The organism is Bifidobacterium sp. RTP21102st3_E2_RTP21102_210122, assembly GCF_040916945.1.
GTDB lineage: Bacteria > Actinomycetota > Actinomycetes > Actinomycetales > Bifidobacteriaceae > Bifidobacterium > Bifidobacterium longum.
Map to the genome: position 1 here is coordinate 294,082 of NZ_JBCPAN010000002.1, position 24,535 is coordinate 318,616.

The window sequence follows — 24,535 nt, forward strand, 5'->3', positions numbered from 1 at the left end:
GAATAAGCGAGTTCCTGTGCGAAAGGGTGCAGGAAACTCACGAGACGTCCAGGAGGACAAAAGTAATGGCAAAGGAAAAGTACGAGCGTACTAAGCCGCACGTTAACATCGGTACCATCGGCCACGTCGACCACGGTAAGACTACCCTGACTGCCGCCATCTCCAAGGTGCTGCACGAGGAGTTCCCGGATGTCAACCCGGAGTACGACTTCAACCAGATCGATTCCGCTCCGGAAGAGGCCGCCCGCGGTATCACCATCAACATCGCCCACATCGAGTACCAGACCGAGAAGCGTCACTACGCTCACGTCGACTGCCCGGGCCACGCCGACTTCGTGAAGAACATGATTACCGGTGCTGCCCAGATGGATGGCGCTATCCTCGTTGTGGCCGCCACCGACGGCCCGATGGCCCAGACTCGCGAGCACGTGCTGCTCGCCCGTCAGGTTGGCGTTCCGAAGATCCTCGTCGCTCTGAACAAGTGCGACATGGTCGACGATGAAGAGCTCATCGAGCTCGTCGAAGAAGAGGTCCGCGACCTCCTCGACGAGAACGGCTTCGACCGTGACTGCCCGGTCATCCACACCTCCGCTTACGGTGCTCTGCACGACGACGCTCCGGACCACGAGAAGTGGGTCCAGTCCGTTAAGGACCTCATGGACGCTGTCGACGACTACATCCCGACCCCGGTTCACGACCTGGACAAGCCGTTCCTGATGCCGATCGAGGACGTCTTCACCATCTCCGGCCGTGGTACCGTTGTCACCGGTCGTGTCGAGCGTGGCCAGCTGGCCGTCAACACCCCGGTCGAGATCGTTGGTATCCGTCCGACCCAGCAGACCACCGTCACCTCCATCGAGACCTTCCACAAGACCATGGACGCCTGCGAGGCTGGCGACAACACCGGTCTGCTTCTGCGTGGTCTCGGCCGTGACGATGTCGAGCGTGGCCAGGTTGTGGCCAAGCCGGGCTCCGTCACCCCGCACACCAAGTTCGAGGGCGAAGTCTACGTGCTGACCAAGGACGAAGGCGGCCGTCACTCGCCGTTCTTCTCCAACTACCGTCCGCAGTTCTACTTCCGCACCACCGACGTCACCGGCGTCATCGAGCTGCCGGAAGGCGTCGAGATGGTTCAGCCGGGCGACCACGCTACCTTCACCGTTGAGCTGATTCAGCCCATCGCTATGGAGGAAGGCCTGACCTTCGCTGTGCGTGAAGGTGGCCACACCGTCGGCTCCGGCCGTGTGACCAAGATCCTCGCCTGATTTTCATCAGACAAGAATCTTCGCTTGAACTAGCGTTATAGGAAATCCCCTTCGAGGAAACTCGGAGGGGATTTTCTATAACCGCAGCAGGATATGGATATGTACCACGACTTCCGGCCTGGATGCGCTAGTGTTGCTTTCCAATAGATAAACGGACTGCTGCACTGCGAGGATATGACACTGATGGCAGGCCGGGAAAGAAGGTCGATGATGACTGGTGCACAGGCCGCTCACTGTGGTTCTGTATCCGCAATTTCGCTGGGACTGCCCGTTTCCACGGCGATTCCCGAAGCCAAAGGCACACTGCCGAAAGCCTTGTTCGTAGGCAAAGCGCCGATTTCCGGCAAACTCAAGCAGCGATTGGTGAACGAGATCGAATCCATCACCATGCTGGCGTTGGCCCGGTCGGCCAACACGGGGCTTGCGGACGGCAAACTGATCCCGGAAGTGCTGGTCATCGGACTGAAGCTTACGGCCAAAGCCACCGGCATACCGAACGAAGTCATCGACCTGATCGCCGGACAGCGCAAATCGGGCATCGTGTTCGTGTGCGTACGCGACGTGCCGTTCGAGGGCAGCACGCGTGAGGAATGCGCGTTCGCCGTGCGCCGCGCCATACCGGGGCGTGCCGGGCACACGCCGATCTATCAGGTATATGCCGGCGACTGGCAGCCGGCGGGGGAGGCCCAGCTGGAGCTGGCCGGCTCTACTATTGATGAGCTGTGGGCATCGCTGTGCTCACAGACCATTTTGGGTACGCCGGAGGTCGAGAATCTGGATGCGCGCATCATTCGCCATACTGAAATTGCTCGGCTCGAATCCGAAGTGGACAAGCTCACTCGTGACCATCAGCGCGTCAAGAACCCGGCCCAGCGCAACGAGATCTATGCCAAACTCCACAAGGCCAAGGCGCAGCTCGCAAAACTGCGCGAGGCATAGTGATGTGAAAGCCATTGGGCTTCCGCTGGCGGGAGCTGGCTCGCGAAGCGAGACTGAGGGTGGTCCAGGTCCGTGGCCTAGGGCTACGCCCAAGCTAATTGAAATATTCGTGCATCATACAGCGTACAGTTAAACCATGTTCCCTCTGCTCGAAACCCTGGTCGCCGTATACGAGGTGGGTCAGTTCACGCTGGCCGCCGATGAGCTGAAGGTATCGCAGTCGACGGTGTCGTCGCGTATCGCCCAATTGGAGCAGATGGTCGGCGCGCCGCTGTTCGTGCGCAATGCGAAAAGTGACGTGACGCCCACACAGGCCGGGCGGATGCTGTACCAGACTGCCATCGGCATCGACGGATTATGGCGGGATACGCGTGAGCAGATCGCCCGCGTGCAGGAGGCGCGTGAGCCGCTGGCCGTGTCGTTCTCGCACACGACCGCGGCGATTCTGCTGCCGAAGGCGTTGCCGGTGATGGCTCGGGACATGGACGGTTTCGACTTCGCTGTACACGTGATGAACTCGGATGCGATTCTCGAACAGGCCAGCATGAAGGCCGTGCAGCTCGGCGTGGTGGAAAAGCCGATCGTGAACGATTCGGTGGACCGCGTCACCCTGTGCGAGGACCGGCTGGTGTTGGCGGGGGAGCCTGACGGCGTGTGGATGGTGCGCGAACACGGTTCCGGCGTGCGGTATTACACGGATCTGTATTTCAAGACCGCTCAGGTTGTGCCTGCACGCACGATGGAAGTGTCCAGTAATGCGGCGATTGTGGCGGCGCTGCCCGCCGGGTTCGGGCAGTCGTTGATTTCGGAAGCCGCCGTGCCGGCGGGCGTGCCGGTGCAGCGGGAGCTTGGCGATGAGTTTGTGCGGCGGTTCTATGCGCTGGTGCCGAGATCCGGTCTGACGCACGATCAGCGGGAGTTGGCGGAGACGATTATTGCTGCGCTGCGCGGGTAGTCAGATAGTCGACTGAGGGGAGGTTGCGAACGTTGTTTCTCTCCCTCCGTCCGCCTGCGGCGGCCACCTCTCTCATCAGAGGGAGATCAATTAGGTATCGACAAAATCGATGATATGTATTGGTTGCAATGATTTGACCGATGTAAACGCTTGAGCTTCAATAGACATCATGAGAGAGTTCTGTACAAAATGGTGGAAGCGCATTGCCACCGTTGACATGCTGTTCATTGGTGTTCTGACTCTGCTGGCCTCGCTGTTCGCCTCCTGGCTCAAGCAGTTCCCCGGATTCAGCCTGTTCGGCGCGCTCATCATCGCGCTGCTCATCGGTATGATCATCCAGTTCCCGATCCGCAGTGCCTACGTCGGTTCCAATGATGGCCGCAAGGCAGGCGTCAAGGACGCCGCTGGCCTGATTTCCAACAAGCTGCTGCGCCTCGGCATCATCCTGCTCGGTTTCAAGCTCAACCTCGCCGTGCTGTTCACGCAGGGCATCAAGTGTCTGCCGATCGCCGCTGTGGTCGTTACGCTGACCATCATCGTGTGCTATGCCATCGCCCGCAAACTCGGTGTCGACCCGATGCTCGCCATCCTGACCGCCGGTGGCACCGGCATCTGCGGTGCGGCCGCCGTCATGGGCCTGGCCGGTTCCATCAAGGTGCCTGAGGACAAGCAGGACGAGAAGGACAACGACGTGACCATGGCCGTGGCCATCGTAGCCATTATGGGTACTGTGTTCGCGTTGCTGGAGATCGCGCTCGGCCCGCTGACCGGCATGACCAAGGACCAGCTGGGCATCACCGCCGGTGCTTCCCTGCACGAAATCGCCCACGCGGTCGCGGGCGGCGACGCGTTCGGCGCGGTGGACATCGCCACCATCATGAAGCTTTCCCGCATGCTCATGCTTGTGTTCGCGGCCATCATCATCGCCATCTGGTGGGAGAAGAAGCATTCCGAGGTTCAGAGCACCGGCAAGAAGACCGTGGCCTTCCCGTGGTTCATGCTCGGCTTCATCGGCGCTTCGATTATCGGCACCTTCGTACCGTTCGTCACCTCCATCACCCCGCAGCTCGTGGACTTTGCGTACATCGTGCTCGGCATGGCCATGGCCGCGCTCGGCATCAACGTGAACTTCAAGGCCATCGCTTCCAAGGGCAAGAAGCCGATGCTCGCCAGCTTCCTGACCTCGATCCTGCTCATGTGCTTCGCGGCAGGTGTTGCGATGCTGTTCTTCTGATAAGCGCTCCAAATACAAATAGGCGAAGGCGAACGACAGTGAGCAATTGGAATGTGTCACCTAAAAATCACGTACTTGCACAACGGATAACCCCAGCCGAACTGGCAGGCCATCGCAATGAACTTCACCACATATGGACTCAGCCCGGTCGCACCCGGCATCCAGCCGATCAGCAGCGTGCTGAACGTGAAGTTCCAGATCCACAGCAGCACGAACAGCGCCACGGAACGGGTGAAGTTGCTGGACGATTTGAATGTCACGTTGCGGTTCATCACGAAGTTGTAGGTCGCCGAACACACCACGGCGATGCCGTTGGCGATCTGTGAGGGTACGCCGATCAAGTGCAGAATGGCGAACGTCGCATACTCCACAATGGTCTGCGTGGCGGAAACACCCACATACTTGCCCAGCACGGCGAGTCCATTTTGCTTCGGGGTTGCCGTGCCCACGGTATTTTCCGCAGTATTCGTTGTGGTCGAGGTATTTGTGGCGCCCACACCTTGATTCGGCTTCACATCCGCTCCATTGTTCGCCATACCCATATACCTCCCGGATGTACCTGTGACGTTCGACCTCGCAATGATACCGCTGACCGCGTCGGGAATCGGCGTGGCGGTCAGACGAGAAAACCGCAGGCCGCAGCAACGACCGGCACACCCGGCGACAGCACCAGATAGGCCGCTGCGGTGGGGTAGCGGTGTTTGCGGAAGAGCGTCACCATTTCGTTGATTGCGGTCGAGAACGTGGAGAAGCCGCCGAGGAAACCGGTGGCCAGCACTAGCCGCCATGGTTCATCAAGTGTCCCGCCGAGTGCCAGCGCCGCGACCAAACCGGCTAGGAATCCGGCGATGAGATTGATGGTGAACGTGGAAAGTGGGAATGCGCGCTGCCAGTACGTTTTGATGGTCACGTCAAGCAGATAGCGGCAGGAGGCGCCTACGCCGCCGCACAGGCAGACCAAGATTGGTAGGAATACGGTCATCACGCCTTACCTCCCTTGCTGGTCGTAGCGGCATTCGTATCAGCGGACGCTTCGGCGGATACGTTCGAGGAGCCGGCCAGATGCGTTCCTGCCCACACGCCGGCAGACGCACAAACCAGACCCAGCGCGAACGTCACCAGTAGATAGGCAATGCCGGCCGCCACCTGACCGTCGCGGATTGCGGTAAAATCTTCCAGCGCGAGTGTCGACATCGTAGACAAACCACCGCATACGCCCATGCCGAGTCCGCGACTGGCAAGTTCTTTGGAACGTGCGCCGAACCGGGAAGCGCCGGCCAAGTAAGCGGTCAACCCTGCATAGCAGAAGCAAGCCAGCATGTTGGCCACAAACGTGCCGGTATGGAAGCTGCCAGCCGCGGGAATCTGTGCGAACGCATAGCGGATAGCGGTGCCGATCGCACCGCCGCAGAAGACGACCAACACAATATCAAGATGAATATCGGGGAGCTTGCGCGCCGGGGGAGTGGTCGTGTGCGTAATCGGCCGGGCACCTGCGGATGGGGATTGCGAATCCATAATAGCCTTTCCTGAAACCGCTGAATCCTGCTGAAGACACAACGATTCCATGCAATATCAAATCGTGTGTAGGAACTATCAGCAGTGTGCGGTTCGAAACGAGTTCAGGCGGGTTCCATCGCCGGTTCCTTAGCCTACTCGTGGCGGCGACAACAAACGGCAGCAGTATCTCGGATATTGGCCTATCGCGGTGGATTTCGGCAAGAGACTTCTGCAATGCCGATGAACTTGGTTGCCGTGAGGCGATAAAGCACGTAGATGAATTGCTTGGTTGCTTCCATACCTCGTGGGTATGGCTCAACATGGTTTATGGCTATTGGCTAATACAGATCGATTGTCGTTTAATGGAACATGAGGATAACGGGCCCTAATCGCTCGGTGCCGGAAACAAGGAGTTGTGAATATGTCTGAAACCATGAAAGCCGCGATTTTCGTTGAGCCTGGCAAGATGACCGTGGAAGAAGTGCCAAAGGCGGCACTTCAGCAGGATGATGACATCGTAATTCGCATGGTGCGCACCTGTGTATGCGGCTCTGATTTGTGGTTCTTCCGTGGGCTGAGCGGACAGGCCGCACACAGTCAGGTGGGCCACGAAGCCATTGGCGTGGTCGAGGAGACTGGCGCGGCGGTCGAATCCGTTAAGCCAGGTGATTTCGTGGTCGTGCCATTCCCGTACAGCTGCGGCAAGTGCCCGGTATGCAAGGCCGGCTTCGAATCCGTGTGCCCGCACGGGGGCTACTTCTCCGCTTGTCAGGCCGAATACCTGCGTGTGCCCGAGGCGGACGGCACCGTGGTCAAGGTGCCCGGTTCACCGGAAGATTATTCCGATGAACAGCTCGCATCGCTGCTGACCATTTCCGATGTGATGTCCACCGGTTATCACGCGGCGGTTTCTGCCGAGGTCAAGCCCGGTGACACAGCCGTGGTCATGGGCGATGGTGCAGTCGGCCTGTGCGGTGTGATTGCCGCCAAGATGCGTGGTGCCACGCGCATTATTGCCATGAGCCGTCACGAGGATCGCGCGGCGCTCGCCCGCGAATTCGGTGCGACTGATATCGTGCCCGAGCGTGGCCAAGAGGCTATTGACAAGGTGCTGGAGATGACCGGTGGCTATGGTGCGGACGCGGTGCTCGAATGCGTGGGCTCCAAGCAGTCCTTCGACACGGCGATTGGCCTGATTCGCCGCGGTGGCGTGATTGGTCGTGTGGGTCTGCCGCACGACGTGGAGATCAGCGCCGAAGGCACGTTCTACGGCAACATCGGCATCAAGGGCGGCCCGGCTCCCGTGCGCCACTACGATATTGACGGTGGTCTGCTGGATGCGGTGCTTAAAGGCGAGATTAACCCTGGCCGCGTGTTCACCGCCGAATATGACCTCGACCATATTCAGGACGCTTATGAGGCTATGGACCAGCGCAAAGTTATTAAGGCGTTGATCCGGTTCTAATCGCGTGGTGTGACGGGGTTTACCGCAGTGGTATTTAACGTCCGTATGTATGCGTCCCCTTTGTAGGGCCGCATACATACGGACGTTGTGATGTGTCTGACGCGGTTTACGCTGAACGATTGTGGTGACGCAAACCGGTCACCTGTTACTCGGCGAGCAGTGCCTTGTACTGTGCAGCGGACTGGGCGAGGGCCTCGTCGGTGATGCCGAAAGCGCCGCACGTGGCGAACGGCTTGAGTCAGGTCGCGCCGATGTATAAGCCGTGCCCTCGATCGGAATAAGCAGCTGCTCGATGGGGTAGTGGCCGGGGTGCCGGTCTGGTAGGCCGATTCCGGCGAACCGGTGGACACTGCGCATCGCGTCGGGAACCGTGGCCAAGGCGTACACCGAACTCGCCGACTGCGGCATCATCGACACCGGTGCCGGCCGCGCGGCGCGTGTAAAACGGGTCAAGCCGATTCCCGAACCGCTGGTGCGCGCGGCCAAGACCTATGCCGACGAGGCCCGCCGGCTTGGCGCGAGCCTCGATGACGCCTTCAACGCCCTGTGCGCGCAGTGGTAAAGCGCGCACCGATGCGAAGCCTACACGGGGTGCACCGTCAGCGAAAAGTCGCCGATGGTGCTGACGGTCGAGGGTGAGGCCAGATTGCAGACATCTCGCAAGCAGTACGTGGCATACAGCGGAAGATAGGTTGTTCCGCCGTCCTGCGCAATATTGGAGCGGGACAGCACCACGCCCTGCGAGATGCGATATTCGGCATTGGCCAATACGGCGTCGATGGCGGCGTGCGTGCGGTAGCTGCGCCCCGACTTGACCTCGAACGGCATCACAGAATCGGCGTTCGTGTCAGCGATGAAATCGACTTCACCATGTTTCTTTGCCATGTAGTAATACAGCGGAATGCCTTGCGCCGTCAGCTCCTGAGCAATCACGTTCTCGTAGATGGCACCCAGATTCGGTGAGGAATCATCAAGGTATGCGGCTTGCGCGGTCGGTTGCGGGTATCGTGCCATGAGCATACCGGTATCAGACTGGTACAGTTTGAACTTCGGTGATTGCGCCGTGCGTTTCAATGGTGTTTTCGGCTCGGTGACGCAGTTGGTTTTCAATGCCACACCCGCATCGACAAGCCAAAGAAAATCCTTCTGATTGCGGTCGTACCGAGCGCCGGTGCTGATGGAGGAGACGGCGAATCTGCCGTTACCGTCAATCAGCTGAGTGGGGAGCTGGTCGAAGATCTCCTGCACCTGCAATGCGCGATTGCCTGCGTACTGCGAAATATCGTGGCGATATTGCCGGTTCAACTCGTTCTGCGCCGCGCGCACAGCCGCCAAATCACCCTTGGTGTCCAGAAAACGTTGCACGACTTCCGGCATGCCGCCGACTACCAGATAGGTGCGGAAGTTCGTCATCATTGCATCGTGAATGTACCGGTCGATTGGCGTGACCGACCGGCAGGATTCTCGGATGTTTTCAAGTGTCGACTTCTGTACGCCGATGGCCCAACAGAATTCCTCAAAATCCATGGGACGCATGGTTTTTTCGATGACCGAGCCAACGGGGTAGGAGCGTACGCCCTTGAACTCAGTGCCGAGCATGGAACCGGAGAACACATAATCGAAACGGCCATCGGCCACCAGAAACTTGACCATGGTCATCACATCCGGTGCCTCTTGCACCTCGTCGATGAAAATCAACGTATCACCGGGAATGAGCGTTGAAGGTGAGAACAAGGTAAGGCGGCTGATGAACTCCTGCACGTCGTTCGCCGATGCGAGCGCTCGGGCCGCCTGCTTGTTCTCGTACAGGTTGATTTCAAGGTAATGGGCGTATTCGTGCTTGGCGAACTCGCGTACCGCGTAGCTCTTGCCGATCTGGCGAGCGCCGGTCAGCAGCAGTGCTTTGCCGGTACCGCTCCGCTTCCATTCCAGCAGATCGTCCGAGATTTTGCGCTCAAGCATGGCAGCTCCTTTCCGAATCCCTTATGAGGGTAGCATTTTCTGCCTTGTATGTGCAAAATGCCGCATTTCAAAATGGGGCTTTGGTGCAAAATGCCGCATTTTAAAGTAGGGTTTTGGTGCAAAATGCCGTGTAAATGGTGAATTGGACGTGCTTGTAAGGGGAGCTGGATGATCGTGCGGCTGGATGACCTTGTAACTAAATGATTGAACGATTGCGCGGCCGTCGTTTGCGTGGCCGCAAAGTTGTGTGGGCTGTTCGCGAATTATGCGCGGTCGGCCGTCATGTGCCTGCGCTTGGGGTGCTCGATAAGTAGCGCTCGCTTCTTGGCGTCCTCGGCGGTCGAAGCCGGTACGCCGTCGGAGGAGGCGTCGATGATGCGCTGCAGGTAGCCGTATAGGGTGTGCAGCTCGTCGTCATTCAGACAGTCCAGCATAGAGGGGCCTGATCAAAACCAGTTCACGAGGTCCTTTTTGCTTTAATCTCCGCTGAGAGCGCGTAGCGCCGGAGGATGATCGGATGCCGCGACGCCGAATCAAGATTCAGCCGCTCGCCGACCAGCCCGACCAGCAAGGAACCGGATTCGCGCATCGGCGGCATGCGCGCTGCTATTCGCGCTGAAACAGCATGGCATGGGTGCGCTGACACCGCGCCGGCGCAAAGGCCATCAGTGAAACTGGGGAATCGGATTGCAGGTGGCGGACGGTGCCCAAGACGAAAGATTCTCGTCCGGCGTTCAGCCGCCGTCGTTGGCCGTGATGATACTGGAGACCATGAAACTCAGGCGGCGGCAGCCAAGGGCGAAGTCGAGAAAGAGGTGACGGCGTGACACTTGAACAGAGGTCAGATAGCGCGGCGGCAGGCCACGAGGCATGTGACCAGCCGATCAGGAGCCTGGAAATCCTCAACCAATGCGTTCCGCTGTTCGAGACGCTGAAGGATCCGAACCGGCAGCAGTTGCTGGTGCAATTGGTGTGCCATGGGCCGCAGGCGGTGGGGGAGCTGGCCGAATCGTCGGCACTGTCCCGCACGGCCGTGTCCCATCACATCAAACTGCTGGAACAAGCCGGATTCATCGAAATCAGCAAAGACGCCACCCGCCGCATTTGCTCGGTGCGTGCGGATCGATGGCTGCCGCTGCTCGATGAACTGTCTTCCGCCCTGAAAGCCGACCTTGCGGCGGCGGAGCAGTGCCGAGCATGAGCGACGATCAACGGCCGCAGGCGATTGAGGTGCGCGGTGCGCGCGTGCATAACCTCAAGAACATCGACATCGACATTCCGCTGGGCGAACTGGTGGGCGTGGCCGGCGTCTCCGGTTCGGGCAAAAGCTCTCTGGCGCTCGGCGTGCTGTATGCGGAAGGTTCGCGGCGCTACTTGGAAGCGCTGTCCACGTACACGCGCCGTCGACTGACTCAAGCCAGCCGCGCCCAGGTGGACGAAGTGCTGCATGTGCCGGCCGCGCTGGCCCTGCACCAGCGGCCCGCTGTGCCCGGCATCCGTTCGACGTTCGGCACGATGACCGAATTGCTCAACAGCCTGCGACTCCTGTTTTCCCGCGTCGCCTCGCACGTGTGCCCGCATTGCGGGGCGCGCAATGAACCGACGCTGAACGTGGCGGCCGGCCTGCCCATCACCTGTGCTGGCTGCGGCAAGGAATTCCACGCGCCCGGCGCCGAATTGCTCGCCTTCAACTCGGCCGGCGCCTGCCCGACCTGCTCCGGCACCGGCATCGTGCGCGAAGTAAACCGCGCGGCCCTGGTCCCGGACGAGTCGAAAAGCATCGACGACGGCGCGGTGCTGCCATGGGGTTCGCTCATGTGGGACCTCATGAAACAGGTGTGCGGCGCGATGGGCGTGCGCACCAACGTGCCGTTCAACGAACTCACACCCGAAGAACGCGACATCGTATTCAACGGGCCGGCCGTCAAAAAGCATATTCTTTACAAGCCGAAGAAAGGCGACGATTTCGCCGAACTCGACTTCACCTACTTCAACGCCGTGTACACGGTGGAGAACGCGCTCGCCAAAGCCAAGGACGAGAAGGGCCTGAAGCGTGTGGTCCGGTTCCTCAAGGAAGGCCCATGCGCCGACTGCGGCGGCACACGACTGAGCGTCGCCGCCCGGGCCCCGCATGTGCGCGGGCTGAACTTGGCCGAAGCCGGCGCGATGACCTTGGACGCGGCGGCGGATTGGGTGCGCGGAGTGCCGGAATCCCTGCCCGCCGACATGCGGCCGATGGCCGCCAACATCTGCGAATCGTTCTTGGATGTGGCCCGACGGCTGCTCGATCTGGGCCTCGGCTATCTGGCGCTTGACCGCGCCGGCGCCACGCTTTCGACCGGCGAACGCCAGCGTGTGCAGCTCGCCCGGGCCGTGCGCAACCGCACCATCGGCGTGCTGTATGTGCTCGACGAGCCGTCCATTGGCCTGCATCCCTCGAACGTGGATGGGCTGCTCGGCGTGATGCATGACTTGGTGGCGGACGGCAATTCCGTGGTGGTCGTGGACCATGACGTGCGCGTGCTCAAGGCCGCCGACCATCTTATCGAAATGGGACCGGTTGCCGGCGCCGAAGGAGGGCATGTGATCGCGCAAGGGACGGTAGACGAAGTGGCGGCGAATCCAAGTAGTCGTATTGCGCCGTTCTTGGCCGATAATGTGAGCGCGCGCATCCGTGAGCGCGTGGCGGAACCGCAGGTGTTCGACCTTGGCCGCATCCGCATGACAACCAGCCAGTTGCATACGGTCAAGCCGCTGGACGTTGATATTCCGCGCGGCCGGCTCGTGGCGGTGACAGGCGTCTCCGGCTCCGGTAAAACCACGATGGTGCTCGAATCGCTGATTCCCGCGCTCAAAGCGCAGGCGGCGGGGGAGCGGTTGCCGGAACATGTGCGTGAACTTGAGGCCGAGGGCATCAGTCGCGCGAATCTCATCGACGCCACGCCGATTGGCGCAAACGTACGCTCCACCGTGGCCACCTATGCCGATATTCACGACGAACTGCGCCGCGCCTTCGCCCGATGCGATGCGGCCAAGACGGGCGGCTGGAAGGCCGGCGATTTCTCGTACAACACTGGACGGCTGCGTTGCCCCACGTGCGACGGCACCGGTTCGATCTCACTCGACGTGCAGTTCCTGCCGGACGTGACCATCGAATGCCCGGACTGCGGCGGATCCCGGTATGCGCCCGAAGCCGGCGCGATTCGGCGTGCCGTTAAGGGAGAATCGCACCTTTCGTTGAGCCTGCCGCAGCTGATGGCGATGAGCGTGGACCAGGCGCTGTCCGTGACCGGCGACCTCAAGAAGGTCCACGCACGTCTGACCACCTTGCATGATTTGGGTCTTGGGTATTTGACACTCGGCGAACCGACGCCGGCGCTTTCGGGCGGCGAAGCCCAGCGGTTGAAGCTCGCCAGCGAAATGGGCAAAGCCCAATCGGACGCGGTATTCGTGTTCGATGAGCCGACCATCGGTCTCCACCCGCTCGACGTGCGTGTGCTGCTGGGCGTGTTCGACCGGCTTGTGGCGAGCGGCGCAACAGTCGTGGTCATCGAACATGACCTTGACGTGATCGCCAATGCGGACTGGATCATCGACATGGGTCCGGGCGGCGGCGAAAGCGGCGGACACATCGTCGCCACCGGAACGCCGGAACAGGTCGCGGCCAATCCGAACAGCATCACCGGGCGGTATCTGCGCTGACTTGTATGGCGGTCACGCGCCTTTGCATAGGACCCTGCGCGAGTAGGATAGCCGTCCATGGTGCAGATTCATGGCATTAGACGCGCAAGCGCGGACGCGAAATATCGGCAGATGACCGGGCAGCCGGTCAAACCGCTGATCCTCAAACTATGCCTGCCGGCCGTCATTTCCAATCTGGTGACTACTGCATACAACCTGACTGATACCTTTTTCATCGGCCAGCTCGGCACCGCGCAGTCCGGTGCTATCGGCATCGCGTTCTCCATCATGACCGTGATGCAGGCGCTCGGCTTCTTCTTCGGCAACGGCGCGGGCAACTCGATGAGCCGCGAACTCGGCAAGCAGAACAATGATCGCGCCTCCCGACTACTGGCCGTGGGCTTTGCGGGCGCGGTGATCTCCGGTCTGGTGATTGCCACAATCGGACTGCTGACCCTGCGGCCACTTGTCGTCATGCTGGGCTCGACCTCGACGATTGCCCCATACGCCGTGCAATATCTGACGCCGTTGCTGGTCGCCGCACCCTGCGTGTGCGGTTCGTTCGCACTCAACGGATTGTTGAGATACCAAGGTCAATCGGCGTTCGGCATGATTGGTCTGGTGTCCGGCGCGCTGTTGAATTTCCTGCTTGCGCCATTGTTCATTTTCGTGGCCGGTCTGGGGATTTTCGGTGCCGGCCTCGCCACCGCCATCTGCCAGACGGTGAGCTTCACGATTCTGACCACGATGAGCCGCAAATTCGGCGTGATGAAACTGTCCCTGCGCAATTGCAAACCGGATATGCTGCTCATGCGCGAAGTGGCTGGCGGCGGCCTGCCTTCGCTGATCCGCCAAGGCGCCGGCTCGATTTCCGTGACTTGCGTGAACATTGCCGCCAATCCATTCGGCGACGCGGCCATCGCCGGCATGGCCATCGTGATGCGCATCATGTTGGGCGCCAATTCGGTGATCGTGGGCCTCGGCCAAGGTTTCCAGCCGGTGTGCGGATACAACTACGGGGCCGGCCTGTTCGCGCGAGTCAAAGAGGGATATTGGTTCTGCGTGCGGCTCGCCACCTGCGTGCTCGTGGCGTTGGCAGCGCTGCTGTGGATTTTCGCGCCGCAACTGGTCGAGATCTTTCGTTCCGACCCGGCCGTGGTGGCGGTGGGCGTGGCTGCGCTACATATTCAATGCTGCACGGTGATTCTCAACGGCTTTAACATGATGGGCAATATGATGACCCAGACCATGGGCCGCACCGGCATCGCCTCGTTCCTGGCCTTGTGCAGGCAAGGCCTGTTCCTGGCGCCAATCGTGCTGATTTTGCCGATGATGTTCGGCGTGCTCGGCGTGGAAATGGCCCAATCGGTGTCCGACGTGCTGACGTTCGTGGTCACCATCCCGTTCATGCGGCGAATCCTGCATGAATTGCGGTGAATGGTAGATGGCAACTATGAATAATCGAAGTGCAAAGCGGGTGCCGGGCGTTCCTTCTCCCGCGTATATCGAATCGCTGTACCGCACCATGGCTGCCGCCCTTGGCCCGACCGGATGGTGGCCGGCTGAAACCACATTCGAGATTATGGTGGGCGCGGTGCTGACGCAGAATACGGCGTGGGGCAATGTGAATCGTTCGCTTGCGGCGTTGAACGCGGAGGGTGTGCTCGAACCCCATAAGCTGGCGATTATGGGGCCAGCGCATCTGCAGGAACTTATTCGCCCGTCCGGCTTTTATGTCAACAAATCCAAGACGGTACAGTCACTGAGCCGATGGTATGTGGAGCGTTGCGGAGCCTCACCTGAGGGCGCGGCAGATATTCCCGACGCCGAATTGCGGACCGAATTGCTCGGATTATTTGGTATCGGGGGCGAAACGGCCGACGACCTGATGCTATATGTGTTTTCGCGCCGCACATTCGTGGCCGATACTTATGCTCGCCGACTATTCGCCTTCCTCGGATTTGATGTGCCAGCCGGCTATCTGGCATTCCACAAGGCCTATTCGCCCGTGGTGCTGGATACGAGCCTCAGTGTCAAGGATTTGCAGGAATTCCATGGGCTCATTGACGAGTTCGGCAAGGCCTACCGCGACGACGCGGCCAAAAGCGAGTCCTTTTTGGGTGGATGGAGGGCTTGACTGCACGGCGAATCGTTCTCAATAAGAAAAGTGTGAGGCCCGCACGGTGCCAATCGCACATCTGAATCCTTGACTGGCTGCGCTCGATGCTGGGTGTCGAAAACGAGTCTGTGACAGAATAGTTCGACCGACGCAATCGCCAAAACGCCGAACAGGAGCCAATGATGACCGAAGACAAGCCGATCGCCAAGCCGATTATCGATGATGCGACGCGCGAGAAAATGGCGCTTATGTTCTCTGGCGAGGTCTACCTGCCGGATGATGTGGACGGCTTTTTTGATCTGCAGGCCGCCCAGCGTGATCTCCAGCTCGAACTCAACGCCACGCCGCTGACCAACCCGAAGCGCCGTACCGAACTCATGCAGGCGTTCTTCGGCGCGGCGGGGGAGGGTCTGTACCTCGAATGCCCGGTGTATGCGAACTGGGGCTGCAATACTTATTGGGGCGAGCGCTGTTACGCCAACTTCAACCTGACGCTGGTGGACGATGGTGAGATCTTCATCGGATCCCACACCATGATCGGCCCCAACGTCACGCTTGTAGCCACCGGCCATCCCGTGCGTCCGGACCTGCGCTATCAGGGTGCCCAGTATTCGTTGCCCGTCCACATCGGCGAGAACGTCTGGATCGGCGCGAATGTCACCGTGCTGCCCGGGGTCACCATCGGGGACAACGCGGTCATTGGCGCCAACTCGCTGGTCACCAAGGACATCCCCGCCAACACGGTCGCCTATGGCAGCCCGTGCAAGGTAATTCGCGAAATCAACGAACGCGACGACGTCTACTACTGGCGCGACCGCCAATTCAGTGAGCGTTTTAAGCTCAAAGAGCAGTAGCGCGAAAGCTCACTCCCACACGTCGAGCTTGCGATTTTTGTAGAAATACTCGCGGTCCTTGTCGCCGATTTCACGCACGACCTCGCAGGGCGCGCCGTAGGTGACGGAGTTGGCGGGGATGGAATGTGTCACGACCGAACCGGCGCCAATCACGCAATTGTCGCCGATGGTCACTCCCGGCAGAATCGACACGTTCGCGCCGACCCACACGTTGCGCCCGCTGATCACCGGAATGCAATACGTGTAATGGTGCTCGCGCAGCACCGGCAACACGGGGTGGCCGGCGGCGCATTAGCACGGGGAACGGTTGAACGAGAAGTGGATTGGCATGTGATGGTATCGAACATACTGATGCGTGTGCCGCCGAGCCTGTCCAGATGGCTGCCTATATGAACCAGTGACAGAAAAGCACGGGAACGCGAGCGAGAGGAGTGTGCATGGGGCAGTTCGGCGTCATGATTGGCCAGTTAGTCGGATTTCTGATCATGCTGATGGTCGGGTATGGATGTGTGAGGCTTCGATTCTACGGTCAGACGGCGTTGGACGGCATGTGCTCGTTGCTGCTCAACGTGCTCATCCCCGTGCTTGTGTTTTCGAACGCCGTCGATGGTGCGGACCGCGCGCAGCTTGCCTCTAACTGGGGCGTGATGCTGCTGACCGCCGTGATGTACGCGCTGCTCATCCTGGTGTTCTGGCTGGTCGCCGAACTGTTGCGGCTCAAAGGTTCGCGTAGCCATGTATTTCAGGCGTCGCTTATTTTCGGCAACGCCGGATTCATCGGCATTCCGTTGATTATGGCACTTTGGCCGCAGAACGGCGCGATTTACGTGGCGCTGATGTCGATCATCGACCAGACGCTGCTCTGGACGTACGGCGTATGGCTGTGCGAGCCGGTCGACGAAACGACTGGCGGCAACGCAATTGGCGCGCGAGGTGCGGTCGTGAACGGTTCGGTGAACGGCGCCGGTTCGGTGGGCAATGCTGGTTCGGCGAGCAATGCCGCAAACGGTGGTTCTCCGGCCGTCGTCCGCCCCTCGCCAGGCACCCGCGTCCTCGGCCTGCTTAAACGATTCGTCAATCCCGCCTTCGTCGGCGTGATGCTCGCCCTGATTCTGATTCTGCTCGGCGTCAAGGTGCCGGACATCATCCTGAAGCCGCTGCACACCATCGGCAATATGGCCACGCCGATGTCGCTAATCTACTTGGGCGGCCTGTTCGCGCTGACCAAGTGGTGGGGTGTCCTCAAACGCTACGAACTCTATGCTGGCCTAGTCGCCAAGATGATCGCATTCCCGCTCGCCTTCTACGCGCTACTGACCGCGCTGACCGGCGCATTGCCGCAACTGCCGATCACCCATGACATGGTGCTGATGATTACGGTCATCGCCGGACTGCCGACCATGACCACCATTGCCATGTTCACCGGTCGCAAGAACAACATGCCCGAGTATGCGGTCGGCTTCGTGCTCGTAAGCACGCTGTTCTCGCTGGCCTCCCTGACGATTGTGTCGGCAGTTGTGTTCTGAATTGTCCCCTTCGACGAAAAGAATGCCGGGGGCCTCCGGCGCTTGGGATCTCATTCATAAATAAATGCTGGCTATTCTTTTTACCACGAATCAGAACCATTTTCTGTTGTTCTGGCCGAAAGATAATCTCAAGGGTTTCGGTCGTCACGAAGACAGCATTATCAACGGTCGCGGCGAGAATCCGGCCGTCATCAAGCGCGACTACGAACTCATGAAATGGGTCAACGCGAACTCCTTCCGTACCTCGCACTACCCGTATAGCGAAGAGAACCTCAGGATGGCTGACCGCGAGGGCTTCCTGGTCATCGATGAATGTGCGGCCGTGGGCTTTATGTCCAGCCTAAAGAACCTCGTGAAACGAATTTCACGAGGTTCTTTCTAGTTACGCTGAATGACTCCCATTAGACTCCCACAAGAGAAGAGCAATGGCGGAACTCCAACGTTGCTAAGCTCTCAAACTCAGATGTGGAAGTAGAGCTCGTACTCGAGCGGGGTCGGAGACAGGCGAGCCTGGTCGATCTCGTCGCGCTTGAGGCCAATCCAGGTCTCGATCAGGTCGTCGGTGAACACGTCGCCGGCGGTGAGGAAGTCGTGGTCCTCTTCCAGGGCGTCCATAGCCTCAGCCAGGGAGCTCGGCACCTGCTTGATGCCGGCGTGCTCTTCCGGCGGCAGCTCGTAGAGGTCCTTGTCGACCGGCTCCGGAGGCTCGATGTGGTTCAGGATGCCGTCCAGGCCAGCCATCAGCTGAGCGGAGAAGGCCAGGAACGGGTTGCAGGACGGATCCGGAGCGCGGAACTCGATGCGCTTGGCAGCCGGGGAGGTGCCGGCCAGCGGAATACGGATGGCGGCAGAACGGTTACGAGCGGAGTACACCAGGTTGACCGGAGCCTCGAAGCCCGGAACCAGACGGTGGTAGGAGTTCAGGGACGGGTTGGTGAAGGCCAGCACGGAGGAGGAGTGCTTGATCAGACCGCCGATGTACCAGCGAGCCAGATCGGACAGGCCAGCGTAGCCCTTCTCGTCGTAGAACAGCGGCTTGCCGTCCTTCCACAGGGACTGGTGGCAGTGCATACCAGTGCCGTTGTCGCCAGCGATCGGCTTCGGCATGAAGGTCGCAGCCTTGCCGGCCAGAGCGGCGGTCTCGTGGACGACGTACTTGTACTTCATCAGGTCATCGCCTGCGTGCTGCAGGGTGTTGAAGCGGTAGTTGATCTCCTGCTGACCAGCGCCGGCCACCTCGTGGTGGGAACGCTCGAGAATCAGGCCGACCTTCTGCAGGTTGGCGACCATATCGTCGCGCAGGTCCTGAGTGTGGTCAATCGGCGGAACCGGGAAGTAGCCCTTCTTGACGCGGTTCTTGAAACCGATGTTCGGGGTGCCGTCTTCCTCAACGTCAACACCGGAGTTCCACGGAGCTTCGATGGAGTCGACCTCGTAGAAGGAGCGGTTCATGCCGTTCTCGAAGCGGACCTTGTCGAAGATGAAGAACTCGGCCTCAGGAGCGAAGGAGGCGGTGTCGGCGATACCGGTGGACTTCAGGTAGGCCTCGGCCTTGCCGGCAACCTGGCGCGGGTCGCGGGAGTACGGCTCGTCGGTCAGCGGGTCGACGATGGAGAAGGCCACGTCAAGGGTCTTGTGCTTGCGGAACGGGTCAACGAAAGCGGTCTCAACGTCCGGGACCAGCTTCATGTCGGACTCGTTGATGGCCTGGAAGCCCTGAACGGAGGAACCATCGAACGGCATGCCGTCGGTGAAAGCGTCCTTCAGGAATTCGCTAGCCGGCACGGTGAAGTGCTGCTGAACGCCGATAAGATCGGTGAAACGGACGGAGACATACTCGATGCCTTCCTTGTTGATAAGGGCCTCGGCGTCTTCCTTGGACTTGAGTTCGGTCACGGGACCGCTCCTTTCGTATGAAATATAACGGTATCCATCGTAAAATCGTGCGTTTCGCCGGCTCGAAACTTGGGTTACGAGAATGTTTCGTGACTGTGGCCGACAATCGCGCAGGCGCGTTATTTCAACGAAACATCATTACAGAATGGAAACGGAGGCTATCGGGGGAGTGGGTAGAGGTGTCCGCAACGTGGACAGTGGATATTGACAGGTGACGTAGGTGGATGTATGTGGACGCGATTATGAGACATATGACGAAGCCCCGGAACCGATTGAACGGATTCCGGGGCTTCTGTGCGATTTGGTGGTGTGCTGCCGATCAGCGACCGCGCATCGCGCGGCGGGAGATCTTCTGCGGGTGGTTCGGGTCCATGCCCTTGGGGATGGCATAACCCTTCTTGGCCTGCAGCGTGCGCAGACGATCGTTCAGCGTTTCCATCTCGGCCTTGGTCAGCAGGAAGCGACGACGCGGATGAATCTTGGCGATCAGTGCGTTCTTGTGGTTCGTGGGCTCATAGCTCTTGGACTTGGTCACCGTGCTACGCAGCTTGTCCAGTGGCACCTGCTTGGGGCCGTGGCCCACGGAGATGCGGTACACCGGAATGGAGGAGCCGGCGGTGACGCCCTTGATATCGTGTTCCTGACGATCCATCGCCTTCATGATGCGACCGTATTCGCCTTCGCCGATCAGGTAGATGCCGTTCATCGAAGTGCCGCGCCAGATGGCATCCTTGGTCTTCGGGTCGATCCACACCGGTTCCTGCGGGAAGTTAAAGCCGGCTTTCTGCATGTTGCTCAGCACGCCGATGGCGGCACCAGGCTTGCCGTCAATCTGCTTGTAGCCGACTGCATCCGCGCGGCGGGTGAGCATCATGGTGGCCAGCAGAATGCCGAGCATGATGGCGGTGATCATGGTGAAGATCCAGGTCAGCCAGGTCCACTTGGCAATCAGACCGATGATGATCATCACGACTACAGGCAGCAGGAAAGCACCGGCCTCAAGCCACGGCAGGGCCTTGTCTTCCTTAGCCGTGTACTTGTAGATCTGGATGATCTGCTTGATTGTGCTCTGCTTCTTCGGCTTCGCGTCCTTTTCCACCATCACTTCTTCCTTTGTTGGGACGAAACACACTAAACAACATCTTATCAGGTGCGCTGGTCCGAACTTGCTTGTGCTGGTTGGTCTCAGCGTGTGTGTAACGGCCGTCCGTCGGCCTTGAGCAGCGCCTCGCCGAGCGTTTCACTGAACGTGGGATGCGGGTGAACGAGGCGGGCTGCGTCGGCGAGCGGCACACGGTTGCCGACCAGCTGTTCGGCTTCGGCGATGATGTCGGAGGCCATCTGGGAGACCATGTGCACGCCGAGCACGCGCGGGGTGTCCGGGTTGGTCGCGTCGCAGCCGGAGACGATGGTCAGTGAACCGGCCGTGCCGCTCATCAGCATGCGCGCGTTCGCCAGCATCGGATAGTTGGTCTCCTTGATTTCAATGAGATCCTCTCTCGCCTGCGCCTGTTCGACGGTGAGCCCGACCGACGCCGCTTCGGGGAAGGAGAACACGATTTGCGGCACGGTGGCTTCGTCCACCGGCTTGGGATTGAGTCCGGCGATGGTCTCCGCGATGACGATGCCTTGCTCAAAAGCACGATGCGCCAGCGCGTGACCGGCCGTCACATCGCCCACCGCCCATACGCCCGGTTTGTCGGTGCGGCCGTACGCATCCGTGGCGACATGTCCGTGGTCGTCAATCGTCACGCCCCATGCTGGGTCGGTGATCGGGTCACGCCCGATGGCGACAAGGGCGATTTCGCCCCAGACGCTTTGTTCGCCGTCCTGGCCTTCGCACGTGTAGTGCACGGTGGCACCAAGGTTCGCGCCGGTGTCCACATGGGTGACGCTGGCGCGGGTGATGATGTTCACGCCATGACGTTTGAGCTCACGGGTCAGCGTGGTGCCGACTCTCCGGTCCCAGGCTGAGAGCACACGGTCCTTGCGAATCAGCAAGGTCACCTTCGAACCGGCGGCGTTCCACATCGAGGCGAATTCAAGGGCGATGGCCCCGGCGCCGATAATCACCGCCGACGAGGGAAATTCGTTGACTTCCAGCGCCTGTGTGGAGTCGATGAGGGCGCCGGCGAACGGGTTGCCGGGCAATGGGCGTGGCTTGGCACCGGTGGCGATGACGATGTTCGTGGCCGTGAGGTCCATCGTGGGGCCGCTGGGCTCGGGGACATCGGCCTTGTGATAGGTGAGGATGTCGCTTTGGTCGGGGGAAGGGACGAGGTGGACGATGTGGTTGGAAGTTGCTGGAGCGGTCTCATCCGCATGGAACGCGGCATTGGCTCGGAACACGGTGATGCCGCGATGGGCAAGCAGTCCGGCCAGTCCTCCCACCATCGTCTTGACCACGCGCAGGCGATAGTCGCGCAGCGTGCCGAAGTCGATGCCATTCACCGAGGCGTTGACGCCGAGCTCGGCCGCACGGTGCACGGTGTCGATGGTGTGGGTGGCGGTGATGAGCGCCTTGGAGGGGATGCAGCCACGGTTGAGACATGTGCCGCCTACGGTGGCGTCACGCTCGACGAGTGCCACTTTCATGCCGAGTTCGGCGGCGCGCAAGGCCGTGGAATAGCCGCCGGGGCCGGCCCCGATGATGACCAGATCAAACTGTTCGCTCATGATTGCCTCCTTGATACATATAAGTATGGCTCCCACGCTAGGGAGCCATATGCGGCTATCGCCGCCACTTCGCCTAAAAACAGTCCACTGGACTGTTTTCTTTACGGCTCAGCCCCTCAACGAGGGGAGCCAGAGTATATATGGACAATCAGTCCGCCGGCCAGTGACCGCGCTTCGGGTAACGCGGCTTGGGAAGCCTCCAACGACGCATCTGAATCGAACGGCTCCAAGCGTAGGAGAAGGAGCGGGAGCCCTTGGACACGGACCGTTCGCCGTACTTGGCGATGAGCTTGGCCTTGAGCTTGCGCCACATCAGCCATACGTCGATGATCACGGCAATCAGGTAACCGTACATAAGCGCCATCATGATGATGGAAGCCCACTGGTTCTGCATCAAAGAAGTGACGAACATGGAAACGATCAGAATCGCGAAGGCCACCGGGATGAACCATTCGCCAAGGTTGAAACGGGCATCCACATAATCACGGATGTAGATACGCCAAGGCAGGCGTTCCGCCTTGGGCATGTGGTTGATATCGCCATTCTGCATCGCCTCGTACTCGGCGTTCTCCTTCTCACGCAGACGGGCTTTGGCGGCCTTGGCGCTGGCCCTGCGGTCCACCGGAACCAGCGGACGGATACCGGCGGCCTGAGCCTGCTTCATCTTCGGGGTAGGACGGCCTTTTTTCTCAGAAGGATTGGCGGCCTTCTTCGGGGCCTGCTCAACAGGAGCCTGGACCTCTTCTTTTTTCTTAAACGGATTCCATGTCATGCTTTGAGGTTACGGTGACGTTCAGACACTTGTACACTGGCGCAGCCATTGCAATGACGCCGCTCACACATATATATAAAGGAGGACCATCATGACAACGCTCACCGCTGACGAGATTCGTTCGCGCGTCGAAACCGATTGGAACCGCATCGTCAAGGTGCTGGCCGAAAAGGTCGCGCTGCAGTCGATCTCCGCCAAGGGCATCACCGCCGAACATATGAAGCGCTCCGCTGAATTCGTGGCAGACGAACTGCGCCTCGTGGGTGTGGATACCAAGGTGGTTCAGGCTTCCAATGCCGACGGCACTCCGGGCGCATGGGAGGTCATCGGCTCGCATATCGTTTCTCCGGACGCCCCCACCGTGCTGCTCTATGCCCATCACGACGTGCAGCCTGTTCCGGACCCGGCCGAGTGGAACACCGACCCGTTCGTGGCCACCGAAATCGACGGCCGCCTCTACGGCCGTGGCTCCGCCGATGACGGCGGCGGCATCGCCATCCACTCCGGTGCACTGAAGGCCCTGGGCGACGACCTCAACGTCAATATCAAAGTGTTCATCGAAGGCGAAGAGGAGATGGGCTCGCCAAGCTTCATTCCCTTCATCGAGGCTCACCGCGACGAATTCGCCGCTGACGTGATTATCGTGGCCGATTCCGGCAACTGGTCGGCGGACATTCCTTCTTTGACCACCTCGCTGCGCGGCAACACCTGTGTGGACGTGACCGTGCAGGGCCTTGAGCATCCGGTGCACTCCGGCCAGTACGGCGGCCCGATTCTCGACTCCAATACGTTGGCCGCCATGCTCATCGCTTCCATGTATGACGAGAACGGCGATCTGGCCGTACCCGGCGTGACCGCGGAAGAGCCGATCGGCGGTTTGCAGCACGACCTTGACGAAACCACCGTGCGCGAGGATTCTGGCGTGGTGGCCGGTTACGAGTTCGCCGGCACCGGCTCGCTGGCCTCACGCCTGTGGACTAAGCCGTCCGTGACCGTGATCGGCTTCGACGCCCACCCGGTCGAGGGATCCTTCAACGTGATCGCCCCGGAGACCCGCTTCCGTCTGTCGCTGCGCACCGCGCCCACCCAGCACCCTGAAGAAGCGCAGGAAGCACTGGCTGCATTCCTCGAATCCCACGCGCCGTTCGGTGCCAAGGTCACTGTCGAACGCGGCGAAAACGGCATGGGCTGGGCCATGGATCCGACCGCCGTGGCCACCAAGGACGCGCTGGAAGCCATGACCGAGGCCTTCGGCGTTGAGCCCATCAACAAGGGCGAAGGCGGCTCCATTCCGTTCATCCCCGAACTGCAGCGCATTTTCCCCAACGCTCAGGTGCTGGTCACCGGTCCCGAAGACCCGAAGGCCAACGCCCACAGCCCCAATGAGTCCATCTCCCTGCCCGGCCTCAAGAACAACGTGATCACCGAGGCTTTGCTGCTGGACAAGCTCGGCAAGTAGCCGAACCGCATCGGTAATGGTAGTGAGCCGCCGTCAGGTAGGTCACAGATGTGGCTATTGCCTTTGACGGCGGCTTGCTTTATAGTCGGGAGTTGACACGGGAGCTGCCGTTGGGCGGCTGAGAGGAGACTCATAGTCTCGACCGATGGAACGTGACCGGATAATGCCGGCGCACGGAAATGTCGCTCTTACCCACCCGTGCCTGAACCAACCCGCGCGTGGCCACGAACAT

Annotated in this window: 25 protein-coding genes and 2 riboswitches; of the genes, 14 read left to right on the plus strand and 11 right to left on the minus strand. The window is 60.2% G+C overall.

The window, feature by feature from the left end:
- Positions 1 to 65: 65 nt before the first annotated feature.
- From tuf to AB5287_RS03225, 4 genes are all read left to right on the plus strand, one after another.
- On the plus strand, positions 66 to 1,265 hold the full coding sequence (gene tuf / locus AB5287_RS03210) for an elongation factor Tu (RefSeq protein WP_007051202.1): 1,200 nt from the start codon (positions 66 to 68) through the stop codon (positions 1,263 to 1,265).
- A 207-nt stretch (positions 1,266 to 1,472) separates the two neighbouring features.
- Positions 1,473 to 2,204 carry a DUF4391 domain-containing protein gene (locus AB5287_RS03215; protein ID WP_007056866.1) on the plus strand — a complete coding sequence of 244 codons (732 nt, stop codon included), beginning with the start codon at positions 1,473 to 1,475 and terminating at the stop codon, positions 2,202 to 2,204.
- A gap of 136 nt (positions 2,205 to 2,340) precedes the next feature.
- Positions 2,341 to 3,159, plus strand: coding sequence for a LysR family transcriptional regulator (locus AB5287_RS03220; protein WP_368220630.1), 819 nt, complete (start codon positions 2,341 to 2,343; stop codon positions 3,157 to 3,159).
- A 169-nt stretch (positions 3,160 to 3,328) separates the two neighbouring features.
- The gene (locus AB5287_RS03225; protein ID WP_368220631.1) at positions 3,329 to 4,393 is read left to right on the plus strand and encodes a YeiH family protein; all 1,065 of its coding nucleotides are present in this window, start codon (positions 3,329 to 3,331) and stop codon (positions 4,391 to 4,393) included.
- 56 nt (positions 4,394 to 4,449) lie between these two features.
- Here the strand turns inward: AB5287_RS03225 and AB5287_RS03230 are convergent, their stop codons facing one another.
- From AB5287_RS03230 to AB5287_RS03240, 3 genes are all read right to left on the minus strand, one after another.
- Positions 4,450 to 4,929 (minus strand): GtrA family protein, encoded by a 480-nt coding sequence (locus tag AB5287_RS03230; protein WP_007051198.1) that lies wholly within the window; start codon positions 4,927 to 4,929, stop codon positions 4,450 to 4,452.
- A gap of 80 nt (positions 4,930 to 5,009) precedes the next feature.
- A complete protein-coding gene (locus AB5287_RS03235; RefSeq protein WP_368220692.1) occupies positions 5,010 to 5,375 on the minus strand; it encodes a CrcB family protein in 366 nt (121 codons plus the stop codon).
- The gene (locus AB5287_RS03240) at positions 5,375 to 5,911 is read right to left on the minus strand and encodes a CrcB family protein (protein ID WP_368220633.1); all 537 of its coding nucleotides are present in this window, start codon (positions 5,909 to 5,911) and stop codon (positions 5,375 to 5,377) included. Before AB5287_RS03240 ends, AB5287_RS03235 begins: the two co-directional genes overlap by 1 nt.
- A gap of 62 nt (positions 5,912 to 5,973) precedes the next feature.
- Positions 5,974 to 6,043: riboswitch (Fluoride riboswitch) on the minus strand.
- Positions 6,044 to 6,314: 271 nt separating this feature from the next.
- Here AB5287_RS03240 and AB5287_RS03245 point away from each other — a divergent pair.
- Both AB5287_RS03245 and AB5287_RS03250 read left to right on the plus strand, forming a co-directional pair.
- Positions 6,315 to 7,358: a zinc-dependent alcohol dehydrogenase family protein gene (locus AB5287_RS03245; protein WP_007051194.1), complete on the plus strand. Its 1,044-nt coding sequence runs from the start codon at positions 6,315 to 6,317 to the stop codon at positions 7,356 to 7,358.
- Positions 7,359 to 7,728: 370 nt separating this feature from the next.
- A complete protein-coding gene (locus AB5287_RS03250; RefSeq protein WP_008782756.1) occupies positions 7,729 to 7,920 on the plus strand; it encodes a hypothetical protein in 192 nt (63 codons plus the stop codon).
- 20 nt (positions 7,921 to 7,940) lie between these two features.
- Here AB5287_RS03250 and AB5287_RS03255 read toward each other — a convergent pair whose 3' ends face one another.
- The 3 genes from AB5287_RS03255 to AB5287_RS03265 form a co-directional block, all read right to left on the minus strand.
- Entirely contained in the window at positions 7,941 to 9,320 is a 1,380-nt protein-coding gene (locus AB5287_RS03255; RefSeq protein WP_368220635.1) for an ATP-binding protein, read from the minus strand.
- Positions 9,321 to 9,583: 263 nt separating this feature from the next.
- Positions 9,584 to 9,754, minus strand: a complete 171-nt coding sequence (locus AB5287_RS03260; protein WP_007051191.1) for a hypothetical protein — start codon at positions 9,752 to 9,754, stop codon at positions 9,584 to 9,586.
- 23 nt (positions 9,755 to 9,777) lie between these two features.
- On the minus strand, positions 9,778 to 9,918 hold the full coding sequence (locus AB5287_RS03265; RefSeq protein WP_368220636.1) for a hypothetical protein: 141 nt from the start codon (positions 9,916 to 9,918) through the stop codon (positions 9,778 to 9,780).
- Between the two features lie 225 nt (positions 9,919 to 10,143).
- Here AB5287_RS03265 and AB5287_RS03270 point away from each other — a divergent pair, with 225 nt between their 5' ends.
- From AB5287_RS03270 to AB5287_RS03290, 5 genes are all read left to right on the plus strand, one after another.
- On the plus strand, positions 10,144 to 10,521 hold the full coding sequence (locus tag AB5287_RS03270) for an ArsR/SmtB family transcription factor (protein WP_368220638.1): 378 nt from the start codon (positions 10,144 to 10,146) through the stop codon (positions 10,519 to 10,521).
- Positions 10,518 to 13,022: an excinuclease ABC subunit UvrA gene (locus tag AB5287_RS03275; RefSeq protein ID WP_368220639.1), complete on the plus strand. Its 2,505-nt coding sequence runs from the start codon at positions 10,518 to 10,520 to the stop codon at positions 13,020 to 13,022. The genes AB5287_RS03270 and AB5287_RS03275 overlap by 4 nt, the downstream gene beginning before the upstream one ends.
- 57 nt (positions 13,023 to 13,079) lie before the next feature.
- Positions 13,080 to 14,438 (plus strand): MATE family efflux transporter, encoded by a 1,359-nt coding sequence (locus AB5287_RS03280; protein ID WP_007056328.1) that lies wholly within the window; start codon positions 13,080 to 13,082, stop codon positions 14,436 to 14,438.
- Between the two features lie 16 nt (positions 14,439 to 14,454).
- Complete coding sequence (locus AB5287_RS03285) at positions 14,455 to 15,138, plus strand: endonuclease III domain-containing protein (RefSeq protein ID WP_007053630.1); 684 nt, start codon at positions 14,455 to 14,457, stop codon at positions 15,136 to 15,138.
- 161 nt (positions 15,139 to 15,299) lie between these two features.
- Entirely contained in the window at positions 15,300 to 15,974 is a 675-nt protein-coding gene (locus AB5287_RS03290; RefSeq protein WP_007053629.1) for a sugar O-acetyltransferase, read from the plus strand.
- 9 nt (positions 15,975 to 15,983) lie between these two features.
- Here AB5287_RS03290 and AB5287_RS03295 read toward each other — a convergent pair whose 3' ends face one another.
- Positions 15,984 to 16,247 carry a DapH/DapD/GlmU-related protein gene (locus AB5287_RS03295; RefSeq protein ID WP_007051184.1) on the minus strand — a complete coding sequence of 88 codons (264 nt, stop codon included), beginning with the start codon at positions 16,245 to 16,247 and terminating at the stop codon, positions 15,984 to 15,986.
- A 164-nt stretch (positions 16,248 to 16,411) separates the two neighbouring features.
- Here AB5287_RS03295 and AB5287_RS03300 point away from each other — a divergent pair, with 164 nt between their 5' ends.
- Together AB5287_RS03300 and AB5287_RS03305 are read left to right on the plus strand one after the other, a co-directional pair.
- Positions 16,412 to 17,500 carry an AEC family transporter gene (locus AB5287_RS03300; protein ID WP_007051183.1) on the plus strand — a complete coding sequence of 363 codons (1,089 nt, stop codon included), beginning with the start codon at positions 16,412 to 16,414 and terminating at the stop codon, positions 17,498 to 17,500.
- 106 nt (positions 17,501 to 17,606) lie between these two features.
- Positions 17,607 to 17,882, plus strand: coding sequence for a glycoside hydrolase family 2 TIM barrel-domain containing protein (locus AB5287_RS03305; RefSeq protein ID WP_014485062.1), 276 nt, complete (start codon positions 17,607 to 17,609; stop codon positions 17,880 to 17,882).
- A gap of 77 nt (positions 17,883 to 17,959) precedes the next feature.
- Here the strand turns inward: AB5287_RS03305 and glnA are convergent, their stop codons facing one another.
- The 4 genes from glnA to AB5287_RS03325 form a co-directional block, all read right to left on the minus strand.
- A complete protein-coding gene (glnA, locus tag AB5287_RS03310; protein ID WP_022527433.1) occupies positions 17,960 to 19,396 on the minus strand; it encodes a type I glutamate--ammonia ligase in 1,437 nt (478 codons plus the stop codon).
- 319 nt (positions 19,397 to 19,715) lie between these two features.
- Positions 19,716 to 20,498 (minus strand): DUF4191 domain-containing protein, encoded by a 783-nt coding sequence (locus AB5287_RS03315; protein WP_368220642.1) that lies wholly within the window; start codon positions 20,496 to 20,498, stop codon positions 19,716 to 19,718.
- An 83-nt stretch (positions 20,499 to 20,581) separates the two neighbouring features.
- Entirely contained in the window at positions 20,582 to 22,072 is a 1,491-nt protein-coding gene (locus AB5287_RS03320) for an NAD(P)/FAD-dependent oxidoreductase (protein WP_207121896.1), read from the minus strand.
- Between the two features lie 148 nt (positions 22,073 to 22,220).
- Entirely contained in the window at positions 22,221 to 22,844 is a 624-nt protein-coding gene (locus tag AB5287_RS03325) for a DUF3043 domain-containing protein (RefSeq protein WP_013582465.1), read from the minus strand.
- A gap of 91 nt (positions 22,845 to 22,935) precedes the next feature.
- Here AB5287_RS03325 and AB5287_RS03330 point away from each other — a divergent pair, with 91 nt between their 5' ends.
- Positions 22,936 to 24,303, plus strand: a complete 1,368-nt coding sequence (locus AB5287_RS03330; protein ID WP_010080809.1) for a dipeptidase — start codon at positions 22,936 to 22,938, stop codon at positions 24,301 to 24,303.
- A gap of 90 nt (positions 24,304 to 24,393) precedes the next feature.
- Positions 24,394 to 24,498: riboswitch (TPP riboswitch) on the plus strand.
- Positions 24,499 to 24,535: the final 37 nt, after the last annotated feature.

What these genes read in the sequence shown, in the direction of transcription:
- tuf (WP_007051202.1), top strand. Translation starts at nt 66, where the DNA reads ATGGCAAAGGAAAAGTACGAGCGTACTAAGCCGCACGTTAACATCGGT.
- AB5287_RS03215 (WP_007056866.1), top strand. Translation starts at nt 1,473, where the DNA reads ATGATGACTGGTGCACAGGCCGCTCACTGTGGTTCTGTATCCGCAATT.
- AB5287_RS03220 (WP_368220630.1), top strand. Translation starts at nt 2,341, where the DNA reads ATGTTCCCTCTGCTCGAAACCCTGGTCGCCGTATACGAGGTGGGTCAG.
- AB5287_RS03225 (WP_368220631.1), top strand. Translation starts at nt 3,329, where the DNA reads ATGAGAGAGTTCTGTACAAAATGGTGGAAGCGCATTGCCACCGTTGAC.
- AB5287_RS03230 (WP_007051198.1), bottom strand. Translation starts at nt 4,929, where the DNA reads ATGGCGAACAATGGAGCGGATGTGAAGCCGAATCAAGGTGTGGGCGCC.
- AB5287_RS03235 (WP_368220692.1), bottom strand. Translation starts at nt 5,375, where the DNA reads ATGACCGTATTCCTACCAATCTTGGTCTGCCTGTGCGGCGGCGTAGGC.
- AB5287_RS03240 (WP_368220633.1), bottom strand. Translation starts at nt 5,911, where the DNA reads ATGGATTCGCAATCCCCATCCGCAGGTGCCCGGCCGATTACGCACACG.
- AB5287_RS03245 (WP_007051194.1), top strand. Translation starts at nt 6,315, where the DNA reads ATGTCTGAAACCATGAAAGCCGCGATTTTCGTTGAGCCTGGCAAGATG.
- AB5287_RS03255 (WP_368220635.1), bottom strand. Translation starts at nt 9,320, where the DNA reads ATGCTTGAGCGCAAAATCTCGGACGATCTGCTGGAATGGAAGCGGAGC.
- AB5287_RS03260 (WP_007051191.1), bottom strand. Translation starts at nt 9,754, where the DNA reads ATGCTGGACTGTCTGAATGACGACGAGCTGCACACCCTATACGGCTAC.
- AB5287_RS03265 (WP_368220636.1), bottom strand. Translation starts at nt 9,918, where the DNA reads ATGCCGCCGATGCGCGAATCCGGTTCCTTGCTGGTCGGGCTGGTCGGC.
- AB5287_RS03275 (WP_368220639.1), top strand. Translation starts at nt 10,518, where the DNA reads ATGAGCGACGATCAACGGCCGCAGGCGATTGAGGTGCGCGGTGCGCGC.
- AB5287_RS03280 (WP_007056328.1), top strand. Translation starts at nt 13,080, where the DNA reads ATGGTGCAGATTCATGGCATTAGACGCGCAAGCGCGGACGCGAAATAT.
- AB5287_RS03285 (WP_007053630.1), top strand. Translation starts at nt 14,455, where the DNA reads ATGAATAATCGAAGTGCAAAGCGGGTGCCGGGCGTTCCTTCTCCCGCG.
- AB5287_RS03290 (WP_007053629.1), top strand. Translation starts at nt 15,300, where the DNA reads ATGATGACCGAAGACAAGCCGATCGCCAAGCCGATTATCGATGATGCG.
- AB5287_RS03300 (WP_007051183.1), top strand. Translation starts at nt 16,412, where the DNA reads ATGGGGCAGTTCGGCGTCATGATTGGCCAGTTAGTCGGATTTCTGATC.
- AB5287_RS03315 (WP_368220642.1), bottom strand. Translation starts at nt 20,498, where the DNA reads ATGGTGGAAAAGGACGCGAAGCCGAAGAAGCAGAGCACAATCAAGCAG.
- AB5287_RS03320 (WP_207121896.1), bottom strand. Translation starts at nt 22,072, where the DNA reads ATGAGCGAACAGTTTGATCTGGTCATCATCGGGGCCGGCCCCGGCGGC.
- AB5287_RS03325 (WP_013582465.1), bottom strand. Translation starts at nt 22,844, where the DNA reads ATGACATGGAATCCGTTTAAGAAAAAAGAAGAGGTCCAGGCTCCTGTT.
- AB5287_RS03330 (WP_010080809.1), top strand. Translation starts at nt 22,936, where the DNA reads ATGACAACGCTCACCGCTGACGAGATTCGTTCGCGCGTCGAAACCGAT.